This is a genomic window from Ligilactobacillus animalis (assembly GCF_009933595.1).
Lineage (GTDB): Bacteria > Bacillota > Bacilli > Lactobacillales > Lactobacillaceae > Ligilactobacillus > Ligilactobacillus animalis.
In genome coordinates this window covers 1378468-1390896 of record NZ_CP047141.1, presented here as the reverse complement: position 1 = coordinate 1390896, position 12429 = coordinate 1378468, and the positions used below count along the sequence as shown (strand labels likewise).

At 40.8% G+C, this 12429-nt stretch carries 15 protein-coding genes; 13 read left to right on the top strand and 2 right to left on the bottom strand.

The annotated features are described in order from the left end of the window. From rpoE to GSR62_RS06850, 6 genes are all read left to right on the top strand, one after another. Window positions 1-570: a DNA-directed RNA polymerase subunit delta gene (gene rpoE / locus GSR62_RS06875; protein ID WP_066024095.1), complete on the top strand. Its 570-nt coding sequence runs from the start codon at window positions 1-3 to the stop codon at window positions 568-570. A gap of 174 nt (window positions 571-744) precedes the next feature. Next, complete coding sequence (locus tag GSR62_RS06870; protein WP_035447521.1) at window positions 745-2343, top strand: CTP synthase; 1599 nt, start codon at window positions 745-747, stop codon at window positions 2341-2343. Between the two features lie 117 nt (window positions 2344-2460). Further along, window positions 2461-2883: a hypothetical protein gene (locus tag GSR62_RS06865; RefSeq protein ID WP_066024094.1), complete on the top strand. Its 423-nt coding sequence runs from the start codon at window positions 2461-2463 to the stop codon at window positions 2881-2883. Between the two features lie 240 nt (window positions 2884-3123). After that, the gene (locus GSR62_RS06860) at window positions 3124-4404 is read left to right on the top strand and encodes a UDP-N-acetylglucosamine 1-carboxyvinyltransferase (RefSeq protein WP_010689650.1); all 1281 of its coding nucleotides are present in this window, start codon (window positions 3124-3126) and stop codon (window positions 4402-4404) included. A 24-nt stretch (window positions 4405-4428) separates the two neighbouring features. Then, window positions 4429-5742 (top strand): transcription termination factor Rho, encoded by a 1314-nt coding sequence (rho, locus tag GSR62_RS06855; RefSeq protein ID WP_066024093.1) that lies wholly within the window; start codon window positions 4429-4431, stop codon window positions 5740-5742. Between the two features lie 99 nt (window positions 5743-5841). Further along, entirely contained in the window at window positions 5842-6090 is a 249-nt protein-coding gene (locus GSR62_RS06850) for a type B 50S ribosomal protein L31 (RefSeq protein ID WP_004049440.1), read from the top strand. A gap of 70 nt (window positions 6091-6160) precedes the next feature. Here GSR62_RS06850 and GSR62_RS06845 read toward each other — a convergent pair whose 3' ends face one another. Further along, window positions 6161-6613 carry an ImmA/IrrE family metallo-endopeptidase gene (locus GSR62_RS06845; RefSeq protein WP_066024092.1) on the bottom strand — a complete coding sequence of 151 codons (453 nt, stop codon included), beginning with the start codon at window positions 6611-6613 and terminating at the stop codon, window positions 6161-6163. An 89-nt stretch (window positions 6614-6702) separates the two neighbouring features. Continuing rightward, a complete protein-coding gene (locus GSR62_RS06840; RefSeq protein WP_035447511.1) occupies window positions 6703-7134 on the bottom strand; it encodes a helix-turn-helix domain-containing protein in 432 nt (143 codons plus the stop codon). Window positions 7135-7667: 533 nt separating this feature from the next. Between GSR62_RS06840 and GSR62_RS06835 the strand changes: the two genes are divergently transcribed. The 7 genes from GSR62_RS06835 (at window position 7668) to GSR62_RS06805 (ending at window position 12401) form a co-directional block, all read left to right on the top strand. Beyond that, window positions 7668-7925 (top strand): hypothetical protein, encoded by a 258-nt coding sequence (locus GSR62_RS06835; RefSeq protein ID WP_010689642.1) that lies wholly within the window; start codon window positions 7668-7670, stop codon window positions 7923-7925. A gap of 75 nt (window positions 7926-8000) precedes the next feature. Continuing rightward, window positions 8001-8678 (top strand): DUF2238 domain-containing protein, encoded by a 678-nt coding sequence (locus tag GSR62_RS06830; RefSeq protein ID WP_066024091.1) that lies wholly within the window; start codon window positions 8001-8003, stop codon window positions 8676-8678. 179 nt (window positions 8679-8857) lie between these two features. Next, window positions 8858-9403 carry an alkaline shock response membrane anchor protein AmaP gene (gene amaP / locus GSR62_RS06825; RefSeq protein ID WP_066024090.1) on the top strand — a complete coding sequence of 182 codons (546 nt, stop codon included), beginning with the start codon at window positions 8858-8860 and terminating at the stop codon, window positions 9401-9403. A gap of 29 nt (window positions 9404-9432) precedes the next feature. Then, window positions 9433-9804 carry an Asp23/Gls24 family envelope stress response protein gene (locus tag GSR62_RS06820; protein WP_010689639.1) on the top strand — a complete coding sequence of 124 codons (372 nt, stop codon included), beginning with the start codon at window positions 9433-9435 and terminating at the stop codon, window positions 9802-9804. Window positions 9805-9815: 11 nt separating this feature from the next. Further along, on the top strand, window positions 9816-10034 hold the full coding sequence (locus GSR62_RS06815; protein WP_035447505.1) for a CsbD family protein: 219 nt from the start codon (window positions 9816-9818) through the stop codon (window positions 10032-10034). A 13-nt stretch (window positions 10035-10047) separates the two neighbouring features. Next, the gene (locus GSR62_RS06810) at window positions 10048-10302 is read left to right on the top strand and encodes a GlsB/YeaQ/YmgE family stress response membrane protein (RefSeq protein ID WP_029507343.1); all 255 of its coding nucleotides are present in this window, start codon (window positions 10048-10050) and stop codon (window positions 10300-10302) included. A 110-nt stretch (window positions 10303-10412) separates the two neighbouring features. Then, on the top strand, window positions 10413-12401 hold the full coding sequence (locus tag GSR62_RS06805; RefSeq protein WP_066024089.1) for an ABC transporter ATP-binding protein/permease: 1989 nt from the start codon (window positions 10413-10415) through the stop codon (window positions 12399-12401). The last annotated feature ends 28 nt before the right edge of the window (window positions 12402-12429 follow it).

Sequence of the window (12429 nt, the reverse complement as noted above, 5' to 3'; positions counted from 1 at the left end):
TTGGAGCTAGAAAAATTCAAAGATGCTAACCGCAATGAATTATCAATGGTCGAAGTTGCACACGCAATTTTAAGTCAAAAAGGTGATGTGATTGCCTTTGCTGACTTAACAAATGCAATTCAAGAATATCTTGGTAAGAGCGACCAAGAGATCCGTGACCGTTTAGCGCAATTTTATACAGATTTAAATGTTGATGGCAGCTTCATCTCTTTAGGGGATAATCTTTGGGGCTTACGCTCATGGTATCCATTTGAATCGATCGACGAAGCACTCGTTCACTCTGAAGACGAAGAAGAAACTCGTCCACGCAAGAAGCGTAAGAAAGTCAATGCTTTCTTGGCTGATGCGACTGACGATGATGACGTGATCGATTACAATGATGATGATCCAGAAGATGTCGATCTAGATGATGATTATGACGATGATGACGATGATGATGAAGATCGCGAATTAAAAGCTTATAGCAAAGATCTAAGCGATATCGACGATCCAGAAGATGAAGAAGATGATCTTCCAGATGGGATCGAAGGTCAGTTGACTGAATTATCAGATGCTGATTTAGAAGATTAATAATTTTGTGCTTGACGTCAAGCAGTGTTTTATGTAAAATTCAATATGGGCGCTTCACTTATAGGTGAAGTCAGACGTACGGCAAGGCAAGCTCCCTATTCTAAGAGATGAATAGGGAGCTTGTTATTTTTGTTAGTTCTACCCTGATAAATTAAATTAAAGGAGCATTTAATAATGACCAAGTATATTTTTGTTACGGGCGGCGTTGTTTCATCTCTAGGCAAAGGTATTGTTGCCGCTTCACTAGGCCGTTTATTGAAAAACCGCGGATTAAAAGTTACGATCCAAAAATTCGATCCATACATCAACGTTGACCCAGGGACGATGAGCCCCTATCAACACGGTGAAGTTTTCGTGACCGATGATGGCACAGAGACTGATTTGGATCTCGGTCACTATGAACGCTTCATTGATATCAATTTGAACAAATACTCAAACGTTACAACTGGTAAGATCTACTCAGAAGTTTTGAAAAAAGAACGTCGTGGTGATTACTTAGGCGCAACGGTCCAAGTTATCCCACATATCACAAATATGATCAAAGAAAAGATCATGCGTGCTGGTACGATCACCGATGCAGATGTTGTTATCACAGAAGTTGGGGGAACAGTAGGGGATATCGAATCACTTCCGTTCCTTGAAGCGTTGCGTCAAATGAAGTCTGAAGTTGGGAGTGAAAATGTAGTTTACATCCACACGACTTTAGTACCATACTTGAATGCAGCTGGTGAAATGAAGACCAAGCCAACACAACACAGTGTAAAGGAATTACGTGGCTTAGGTATCCAACCAAATATCTTGGTCGTTCGGACAGAAAAACCAATTTCTCAAAGTATGCGTGACAAGATCGCTAACTTCTGTGACGTAGAACCAGAAGCTGTGATCGAATCAATGGACGTAGATACACTTTATCAGATCCCATTGAACCTCCAAGCACAACACATGGATGATATCGTATGTAAGAAGTTGCATCTTGAAACACCAGAAGCTGACATGACTGATTGGAGTAAGTTAGCTGATAAGGTACGTAACTTAAATGGTGAAGTTAAGATCGCTTTAGTTGGTAAGTATGTTCAATTACCAGATGCATATATCTCAGTCAACGAAGCCTTGCGTCATGCAGGTTATGCGATCGATTCTAAGATCAATATCGATTACTTTGATTCAGAAAAATTGACTGCTGAAAATGTAGCCGAACAATTAGGTAGCTATGATGGGATCATCGTGCCAGGTGGCTTTGGTGACCGTGGCCTTGAAGGTATGATCCAATCGATCCGCTATGCTCGTGAAAATGACGTGCCATTCTTAGGTATCTGCTTAGGAATGCAAATGGCATGTATTGAATTTGCCCGCGATGTGTGTGGTCTTGAAGATAGCAACACAGCAGAAGTTGATCCTAATGCTAAGAATAAGATCATCGATCTAATGGCTGATCAAGCTGAAATTCAAGATATGGGTGGTACACAACGGCTAGGTCTTTACCCATGTAAATTAAAACCGGGTACAAAGACAGCCGAAGCTTATGGTAACCAAGACGTGATCCAACAACGTCACCGTCATCGTTATGAATTTAACAACCAATACCGTGAGATCATGGCTGAAAAAGGCTTAGTCTTTGCCGGTACTTCACCAAACAACCATTTAGTCGAAGTTGTGGAAATTCCAGAAAACAAATTCTTTGTGGCTGCGCAATACCACCCAGAATTCTTATCCCGTCCACAACGTCCAGAAGGTTTATTTGCTGCTTTCGTAGCTGCAGCTGCTGGAAAATAGACCATTTAAAAGCACTTCAATTTGAGGTGCTTTTTTTAATAGCTATAATTATTGAGTTGTAGTTAACAGCGATAAGTAGTAGGATCAGCGTAAAATAACTAAGTGAGAAGGTTAGTGATGGCTAAAAAATGGTCAATATTTTTACTTATTGCAACAATGATCAGTGTGCTAAGTGGGTGTGGGAACAGCTCCGCACCTAAAAGAGAGCAGCATACTTCGAGATCTGAAAAAGTATTTAAGAGTAAGCCGGAAAATACTTCAAAAGAAAAAAGGATAATAAAACTATACGCTCAAAGAGGGATAAAAGTCGATATAAGTCCATTTAAAGCGGGCTATCAAGTGATACCGAGGGATGGTTCGCTATTGGGAAATTTACGAAATAATGATAAAGATGGCTATATCCAAAACCAACTCGTTCCAATTTCAAAAATTATCAGCCAAGAAAGTAACGCTAAGATCTACCTTAAAGCAAATGATCCGAATAATGTGCTGTTAGCGGTATGTAATAACGGGGAAATTGAATATACGCTGCTCAGGTGAGCTGATTTTTAGCATTGTGATTTGAAATATATTTCGAATTGCAATGCTGTTTTAGTGTAATTTAAAAATTAGCTAAGATATTTCACTGATAAAGCACTAATTTACATTGAAACCTTAGCTTTTATCCTGTAAAATTCAATATGGCGCATTGTTTACTGTTTAATGATCTGCGCAGACTATTTGATGATGATTCGAAAAGATATATATTTATTTAATTGATTTAGTGAGGAATTTAACAAAATGAAAAAAATGATTGTCAAGGGTTCGCAAAAATTGTCAGGAGAAGTGACGATCGGCGGGGCCAAAAATAGTACTGTAGCTCTTATTCCAGCTTCCATTTTAGCTGATACACCTGTTGAATTTGATTCTGTTCCTGATATTTTAGATGTGCACAACTTAATGTTGATTTTAAAATCAATGAACGTAAAATCATTTTATAACCGAGGAAAACTTACCGTTGATCCAACAACGATCGAATCCACTCCACTTCCCGGTGGAGCTATTCGCAGTTTGCGAGCTTCTTATTATTTTATGGGTGCTTTGCTTGGTAAATTCGGTAAAGCTGTCGTAGGTTTCCCCGGTGGTGATAATATCGGGCCACGTCCGATCGACCAACATATCAAGGGCTTTAAAGCTTTGGGCGCTAAAGTCGTTGAAAAAGATGATACGGTTTATATCACGACTGGTCCAGAAGGCTTACAAGGTGCCCGGATCTTCTTTGATCTAGTTTCGGTCGGTGCGACGATCAATGTTTTATTAGCTGCGGTCAAAGCTAAAGGGACAACGATCATGGAAAATGTTGCACGTGAGCCAGAGATCGTTGATCTAGCAACATTTTTAAATAACATGGGGGCTAAGATCCGTGGGGCTGGAACGGATGTGATCCGCGTACAGGGTGTTGACAGCTTAAAAGCGCAAAACATTCACACGATCATTCCCGATCGGATCGAAGCGGGAACATATTTGTCATTTGCAGCTGCAAACGGTGAAGGGGTCTTGGTGAAAAATGTGATCACGGAACATTTGGATCCTTTTATCGCTAAGATGCAAGAAATGGGCGTGACCCTTGAGATCGATGAAGATAAGATCTATGTTCCTGGGGGCGACCTTCTAGCCCCAGTTAGCGTCAAAACCGCACCTTTCCCAGGCTTAGCCACTGATCTACAGCAACCCTTGACTCCACTTTTAATGAAAGCTAAGGGCAGTTCAACGATTATTGATACCCTTTATCCACAAAGAACTAAGCATATTCCTGAAATGCAAAAAATGGGTGCTAAGATCTCCAGTCAAGATGGTGTGATCACGATCGGTCACGCTAAGAAGTTGATCGGTACAACGGTAGAAGCTGGCGAGATCAGAGCCGGCGTATCATTGTTAGGTTTGGCTTTAATGGCAGATGGTACAACAACGATCACCAAGGCGGACAACATTTTACGTGGGTATGATCGGATCGTTGAAAAATTCCGCGGGTTAAATGTTGATCTGAAAGTTATCACTGAGAGTGAAACACTAGATTTTTAAAATAATTACGATAGAGGCGATCGCATGTCAGAAATGCAAACTTTAGAAGACTTACAAAAAAAGACGTTAAAAGAATTATATGAGTACGCACGTAAGTATAAGATCAAATACTACAGCCAGATGAACAAAAAAGAACTTTCCTTGGCTGTTATCCGTGCTCAAGCAGAAGAATCAAGTTTTGTCATGAAGGGCGTCTTAGAGATCTTTTATGATGAAGGTGGCTACGGCTTTTTACGTCCATTGAATTATAATCAATCCAAAGAAGATATTTATGTCTCGGCTTCTCAGATCAAGCGCTTTGGCTTGCGTAACGGCGATGAGGTCGTAGGTAAAGTCCGACCTCCAAGACAAAATGTCGCTAACGACCGCTATGGAATGCTTTATATCGATTCTGTTAACGGAAAAAGTCCAGAAGAAGCCAAAGGTAGACCGCATTTTCCAGCGTTAACGGCAAAATATCCTGATCAACGTTTGATCTTAGAACATGATCCTAAAAAATTATCGACACGAATGATCGACCTATTTGCCCCGATCGGTTTTGGCCAACGGGGGCTGATCGTGGCACCACCTAAAGCGGGTAAGACTACCTTTTTAAAGGATATTGCGGCAGGGATCTCGAAAAATCATCCCGAAGCAAAGTTATTAGTCCTTCTGATCGATGAACGACCTGAAGAAGTGACCGATCTGGAAGAATATTTAGCGAAGATCAATCCAAATGGTGAGGTCGTCTACTCAACGTTTGATCAACGTCCAGAAAACCATGTGCATATTTCTGAGCTGGTCTTAGAAAGAGCGATGCGGTTAGTTGAAGACAAACAAGATGTCATCATCTTATTGGATTCGTTGACACGTTTAGCTCGAGCATATAATCTAGTCGTCCCAGCAAGCGGAAAGACCTTATCTGGTGGTCTTGATCCAACGGCACTGTATCGCCCTAAGAAGTTCTTTGGGGCTGCGCGGAATGTCAAAGAAGGTGGGAGCTTGACGATCTTGGCGACCGCTTTAGTTGATACTGGTAGTCGAATGGATGATATTATTTTTGAAGAGTTCAAGGGGACCGGTAACCAAGAACTGCAATTGAGCCGAACCTTAGCCGAACGTCGCATCTTCCCAGCGGTCGACTTGAAAAAATCAGGAACGCGTAAAGAAGAATTACTCCTTTCAGACGATGAATTGGAAGCAGTTTGGAAACTGCGCCGTGCGATGGGGGATGACACGCTAAAGGACACCGAACAGATCTTAAAGATCTTGCGCCAAACCAAAAATAATCAAGATTTTTGTATGCAGATCGATCAACTAGAACTTTCAAATAGTTCGACACAAAATCTCAAAAGATAATTGCAACGAAGTAAAATTCATGGTATCATGTTGTTTGTTGTATAACACGAAAATAACTCTGACCCAGCAAATGGATCAGGGCAAAGGAGCGAAATTAGAATGAAACAAGGAATCCATCCAGATTATCACAAAGTTGTTTTCATGGACTCAGCTACAGGTTACAAGTTCTTGTCTGGTTCAACAAAGACAACTGAAGAAACAATTGAATGGGAAGACGGTAACACATACCCATTGATTCGTGTGGAAATCTCCAGCGACTCACACCCATTCTACACAGGTAAGCAAAAATTCACACAAGCCGATGGTCGTGTGGATCGCTTCAACAAGAAATACGGTTTTACAAACTAATATATTTCATGAAAGCTACGGTCTTGACCGTGGCTTTTTTATTTTAAAGCAGTAACTGCGCTAAGTGTTGCTAATGCAATTGCATTTGAGAAAACGTATCTAAGAATAATGCCTTACAATGCTCGGGGATCCCCAGCTCATACATCAATTTATCTGGACCAACTTCTAGATCGGTCGTCGCGTAGTAGTGACATAAAAGCAAGATGATCGCAAATCGATCGGCCTCTGCTTCAAAGTGTGAGATAAAACGACTATGGTTCATATATTGGAGCAATAGTGGTCTGATCCCTTTATGGAGCAAAATATGCCCTAGTTCATGTGCGACGACAAAACGTTGCGTAGTAGTGGCAAGGTGTTGGTTGAGATAGATCAATGAGACATCACAGTAAGTGGTTTTAAAGCCTAGAATATCGCCAAGATCAAAGTATAAGATCTCAATATCTAAGGTAGCACAGAGAATATAAGGATCAAAAGTCCGATCGTATCGTTTGAGAGTAATGACTTTTTCAAATAAGCGCTCCATTTTTAAACCTCCTGAACGTATGTTTGGTTTTAGTTTAGCACTTGCCTCAGAAAAGTAAAATAAAAAGTCCTCTAAATTAGAGAACTTTTCTAGTTATTATCATAATGCTCTGCTTGCTTGCGTTGGCTGAGTTCTAAGCCGATCTCAAGCGCGTTGGCAAGTAACTTGCGATTGTCAGATGTTAGAGGTAGGCCGTCAAAGTTTAGATCGGGTTCATTTTCAGTAAGAGCGATCAAGTCTTTGATCTTGCGTGCGAGATCTTTTGCAGTTTGTTCATTATATTTGTGATAAAGCTTTTCTCCCTTAGGAATATCCGCAGACTTTTTACCTAAGATAAAATCAGTTGAGACATCGAAGATCTCGGCTAGTTTTAAGATCTCCTCTGCGCGTAATGGGCGATCACCATGTTCGATCCGCCCCATAACGTTTTTATTTAAGCCCATCAGCTTAGCAAGTTGTGCTTGCGATAGGTCGTGACTTTCTCGAAGTGTGATGATCACTTCGGGGATCGTTGACTTCATATCACACCTCCTTTATCAATTCGACCAAATAAAGCGCCAATGAAAAAAGCGGGTGCAAAATGAAGATAATTTATTGACATACCTATTTTGGAGTGATATATTCATAGTGCAAAGGATTTAGGTATATCTAAAAATTGTCTCTATTTTGTTTGCTTTGTTGAAAGGATCAGTATTACTTTCCCGTATACTGATCCATGTCCATTGACGATATTGAAACTTAATGCCAGCAATTGCGCCAACAATTAGCTGGTCAGCTTTGATCAATTATTCTGACACAATCATAGCATAATTTTTATATCCTGTCATTTTCAAGTTTTAGGCTAAGCGGTGAAGCCCCGCTGTATCAGCCTTAGGGCGTTAAAAGCTTGTCGTCCTGAAATCAGTCAAGACCTGATAAAACATTTTTCTGGCATTATAAGTTATAGTGGCGGAAAGCCGATCTTTTTTGATCGAGCTTGTTCATACTTATCGGCATAAGGGGGGCCTGATGTGGGAACCCCTTTTTGCCTTACTAAAAATTAGGGGGAATCGACATGTTACTTATCAAGAGTAATAACTCAAAACAACAAGTGTTGAATCAAGCACTAAAAAAGTTGACAGAAGATCTACATTTGAAGCTGGTTGCGTTTGCAGCTGATGAATTTGGGGTCAACGAAGCAGAAATGGTCGTTTTTTTACTGGACCAACAATCACGCTTAAAGTTACCACTGCTACAAGAGGGATTGTCGGAGCGCAAGATCAAAACTAAGGTGCTTGAAACGGAAAATTATGGACTTTTCCCAACGATTTGATGATAATCGCTTGCGAAAAATGTGTGCTTGTCCTTTAATTAATACATAGCAGTATTTTTTGAAGGGAAGAAAAACATGCAAAAAAGCAGTTTTAGTGAACGTTGTTTGAATATATTTTTACTGTTCGTCGTTATTTCGATGGTGTTATCCTTGGGCTTTACAGTCAAGGATGCTCTATTAGGTCCCACAGCAGAGCAAGGAGCAGCTTGGTTTTTAGCACTTGAGATCGTATTAGGTTTGATCATTGTACTGATCCCCAAGTGGGTCGCTAAGCGCTTGCGGATCTATTTACCACCAACATTGTATTTGTTCTTTGCCCTCTTTATTTATGGGTCAGTCTATTTAGGGACAGTCTATCATTTCTACAGTGTTCCATATTGGGATAAAGGGCTGCATTTGTTAAGTGGTGCATTGTTAGGTGGTTTTGCCTTTTCAGCCTTTGGCGCTTTAGTTCCAGATGATGCTATCGAAAGGATCTCACCCTTTTTTATTGGGATGTATAGCGTAGCCTTTGCGGTCTTTTGTGGTGTGTTATGGGAATTTTATGAGTTTACGTGTGATAGTTTTGGCATGAACCTCCAACGTTACATGCAGGCGGGACGTCCGTTAGTTGGACGCGCTGCGTTGATGGATACGATGGGCGATCTGTTTGCTGATTTTATCGGTGCCTTGCTTTTCGCAGTGATAGCTTATGTACAACTAAAGAAAAATCGTAATTGGTTAAAGAGTTTCTTCTTTAAACGAATTGAATAGTAATAATGATTTAAGGCTTTTGTGGTGCAAATATCACAAAAGCCTCTTTTTTTGAAAAAATAATAAAAAATTAAATATTATTTATTTTATGTTAAGAAGTTTGATTTGCTTATGAAATAGCATGCAAAAAGGTGAGATACCTGTTAAGGTTAAGACAGGGACAAGAAAGGCGTGATGTCATGAAAGCATGGATCAAATGGAGTGTTTGTTTCGGAATGTTTCTCCAAGCTGCTGTAGGAGGCATCGTGATCGCTTGGTGGTTTTTCCCACAGGCAAGTATCTTCCAAAATATTTTTGCCTATCTACTGACTGACTTTGGGCAAAAGGTCATTTTAGGCCTTGGGATATATCTAGTTGTACTTGCAGTTTTGTGGCTTAGTTGGACGATCAGTCGTCCGACGACACAGGGCAGTATGACGATCCACCGCGATCATGCCAGTAAGGTTCAGATCGATCAAAAGGCAGTTGAGAATAATGTTCGTTTGACGCTTGGTAAGTATGATCTGTTTAACATTGAGGTCAAAGTTAAGTTGTTATCTAATCGAAGGCAAGCTGATGTAGTTGTTGTGGCGACGTTATCGCAAACGACCGATCCTACAGTGTTAGAGTCACAAATCACCCAAACTGTGAGGCGTGATTTAAAGGAGATGTTGAATATCGAACTAAGACGTTTAAATTTAAAACTTAAACCATATCATTATGATCAAAAAGTTACTATTGTCTAGGGATACAAAGAAATTGCGAGGTAAGCGATATGGAGAAAGAAAAGTTAGAACAGAAATTGACCTTTGATGATCAGGTGATCGAAAAAATTGCCGGGATCACAGCAAATCAAGTTCCCGGGATCATTTCACTTGATGGCAACATGTTCAGTGAATTTACCGATAAACTGACCCAAGGGACCGATAAGACCAAAGGGATCGAAGCTGAAGTCGGTGAAAAGCAAGTGGCGATCAAAATGGATGCCACGATCGAATATGGTAAAAGTGCCGAGACGATCTTTGAAGAGGTCTCAAGCAGAGTCCAAAAAGCTTTACGCGAGATGACAGGGCTAAATTTAGTGAAATTTGAAATGCATATCAACGACGTAAAAACTAAAGAAGAATTGCAACAAGATAATAAGTAGGAGGACCAAAAATGAGTGAAGAAAAATTAAAAGGCTTAAAAGACGAGGCAGTAGGTAAGGTCAAAGAGACTGAAGGAAAATTGACCGATGACAAGGTGCGCGAAACGCAAGGTAAAGCACAAGGATTGTTGGGTAAAGCGCGTGAAAAAGCAGCTGATCTGAAAGAAGATATCGAACAGGGTGCTGAAAAACTAAAAGAAAAATTTGAAAAAGACGATAAAAATAAATAAGGAAGTGATTTAAATGTTACATTGGCTTTGGGTATTGATCGTTGGTGCGATCATTGGTGCAATTGCAGGTGCCTTGACGAAAAATGGTGGTTCGATGGGCTGGATCAGTAATATTTTAGCTGGTCTGATCGGTTCATCATTAGGTGAAGCTTTACTAGGTGCTTGGGGACCACAGGTTGCGGGGATGGCGATCATTCCTTCGATCATCGGTGCGGTGATCTTGGTACTTATTGTGTCGGCTATCTTTAGTAGAAGAGCACATGCATAGTTAAAACGGCTTAGACTAGGGGCAATTGTCACTAGTCTTTTTTTGTAGACGGTTCAATTATTAAATATTAAAATTATGGTGAGGGGGAAGATACAGAGAGGATGGGCAGGATGGATATCTTAAAATTAAAAAATGTCGTTAAAATTTATAAAATGGCTGGAGGCGGCACCTTTGAGGCGTTGAAAAATATCAATGCGACCTTTTCAGCCGGTGAGTTAGTCTCGATCGTCGGTGAATCGGGGAGTGGAAAATCCACGTTGATGAATTTGATCGGTGGCTTGGATTCTGACTTTGAGGGTGAAATCAGTTATCGCGGTAAAAATTTGCGCGATTACACTGCACAAGAACTAGCTGATTACCATAAGAAAAGCATCGGGTTTATCTTTCAAAACTTTAATTTGATCCCCCATTTGAATTTGATCGATAATGTTGCCTTAGCGATGACGTTATCTAATGTCGATAAGGAGACGCGGGTCAAACGCGCCAAGGAACTGTTAGAAAAGGTTGGTTTAAAAGATCATCTCTATAAAAAGCCAGATCAGATCTCTGGCGGCCAAAAGCAACGCGTTGCGATCGCCCGGGCTTTGATCAATGATCCCGATGTTATCATTGCTGATGAACCTACGGGGGCTTTAGATGCTGAAACGACAGACAATGTTTTGGCTTTGATCAAAGAGATCGCGCAAAGTGGTAAGTTAGTTTTGATGGTGACTCACTCAGATCGTGTAGCTGCCCATTGTACACGGGTCTTGCGGATCGATAATGGAGAACTGGTTTCAGATGAAGTGACGGGTAAGTTAGAGCCCTTAGCGACGAGAACAGAACATGACGCTATCGAAGTCAAAAATATGAGCTTGTTCAATGCGATCAGATTAGCCTTTCTCAATATGAAAGCCAAATTGGGCCGTAATACTTTAGTTGCCTTTGGGACTAGTATCGGGATCATGGCAGTTGTTTTGATGTTATCGATCGGGCGGGGCGTAACTACTTATATTAAAGATACGATGAATAGTTACACCAATCCTAATGTGACAGAAGTCCATCGCCAAAGCATGATGCCTGATCCTGATAAGCAACCGGATATGGACGATCATGCAGAGATCAGTCGGATGCAACAAAACAATATGGCAGCTTTGACGGGCTCGGGAACAGATAATGATTTTACGACAAAAGATATCACAAAACTTAAAACTATCAAACATGTCGATCGTCTGGAAAAGGGCTATTCGACGCTTTCGTTAGGCACAAACAGTGTTAGTTATGGTGATAAAAATGCTACGATCATGACATTACAAACGATGTCGAGCAATATCACCAAGTCAAGTATCGTTTCAGGTAAAGCCCCTGGAAAAGATGAGGTATTACTTGATAAGGGAACGGCAGATCTCTTGACCAAGAATATTGTTGGTAAAGAAGTAACGTTCAAGCTAACGATCGATGGTAAGCAAGTCGAGCAAAAATTAAAGGTCAGCGGGACCTATGAACAGCAGGGGTCTAACTTCAGCACTGCAATCGTCCGTTATAGCGATCTAAAAGATATTTTTGCTCAAAATGGACAGACGTTGAAGCCTAATGTTGTCTATCTCTATACTAAGGATAAAGACAATACCGAAAAGATCAAAGATGAGGTCAAAAAGCTTGGTTTCAGTGGCTCGATGCAAGAAACGATGACTGAGATGTTTACTAAGATGATGGATGTCATCAGCTATGTCTTAGCCGCGATCGCCGCCGTTTCGTTAGTGGTCTCAGCGATCATGATCTTAGTAGTCTTGAATATCTCGGTGGTTGAACGCACTAAAGAGATCGGAGTCTTGAAAGCCTTAGGTGCTAGAAGAAAAGACATTCGACGGATCTTTGTTTCAGAAGCTTTCTTGATCGGTCTCAGCTCAGGAATACTGGGAGTCGTGTTAACTTGGATCTTACAAGTTTTAGTCAACCATTTTACGGTAGCGCAGTTTGAGGTGCCAGTAGTGATGATGACGACTAACTATATTTTGACAGGGATCGTGATCAGTGTAGTCATCAGCATGTTAGCGGGACTTTTGCCAGCCGATCGCGCTTCAAAATTAGACCCAGTTGAAGCTTTGCGAAAAGAATAGTATATAAGGCCCTCACCACGTGGCATCG

What these genes read in the sequence shown, in the direction of transcription:
- GSR62_RS06870 (WP_035447521.1), top strand. Translation starts at nt 745, where the DNA reads ATGACCAAGTATATTTTTGTTACGGGCGGCGTTGTTTCATCTCTAGGC.
- GSR62_RS06865 (WP_066024094.1), top strand. Translation starts at nt 2,461, where the DNA reads ATGGCTAAAAAATGGTCAATATTTTTACTTATTGCAACAATGATCAGT.
- GSR62_RS06860 (WP_010689650.1), top strand. Translation starts at nt 3,124, where the DNA reads ATGAAAAAAATGATTGTCAAGGGTTCGCAAAAATTGTCAGGAGAAGTG.
- rho (WP_066024093.1), top strand. Translation starts at nt 4,429, where the DNA reads ATGTCAGAAATGCAAACTTTAGAAGACTTACAAAAAAAGACGTTAAAA.
- GSR62_RS06850 (WP_004049440.1), top strand. Translation starts at nt 5,842, where the DNA reads ATGAAACAAGGAATCCATCCAGATTATCACAAAGTTGTTTTCATGGAC.
- GSR62_RS06845 (WP_066024092.1), bottom strand. Translation starts at nt 6,613, where the DNA reads ATGGAGCGCTTATTTGAAAAAGTCATTACTCTCAAACGATACGATCGG.
- GSR62_RS06840 (WP_035447511.1), bottom strand. Translation starts at nt 7,134, where the DNA reads ATGAAGTCAACGATCCCCGAAGTGATCATCACACTTCGAGAAAGTCAC.
- GSR62_RS06835 (WP_010689642.1), top strand. Translation starts at nt 7,668, where the DNA reads ATGTTACTTATCAAGAGTAATAACTCAAAACAACAAGTGTTGAATCAA.
- GSR62_RS06830 (WP_066024091.1), top strand. Translation starts at nt 8,001, where the DNA reads ATGCAAAAAAGCAGTTTTAGTGAACGTTGTTTGAATATATTTTTACTG.
- amaP (WP_066024090.1), top strand. Translation starts at nt 8,858, where the DNA reads ATGAAAGCATGGATCAAATGGAGTGTTTGTTTCGGAATGTTTCTCCAA.
- GSR62_RS06820 (WP_010689639.1), top strand. Translation starts at nt 9,433, where the DNA reads ATGGAGAAAGAAAAGTTAGAACAGAAATTGACCTTTGATGATCAGGTG.
- GSR62_RS06815 (WP_035447505.1), top strand. Translation starts at nt 9,816, where the DNA reads ATGAGTGAAGAAAAATTAAAAGGCTTAAAAGACGAGGCAGTAGGTAAG.
- GSR62_RS06810 (WP_029507343.1), top strand. Translation starts at nt 10,048, where the DNA reads ATGTTACATTGGCTTTGGGTATTGATCGTTGGTGCGATCATTGGTGCA.
- GSR62_RS06805 (WP_066024089.1), top strand. Translation starts at nt 10,413, where the DNA reads ATGGATATCTTAAAATTAAAAAATGTCGTTAAAATTTATAAAATGGCT.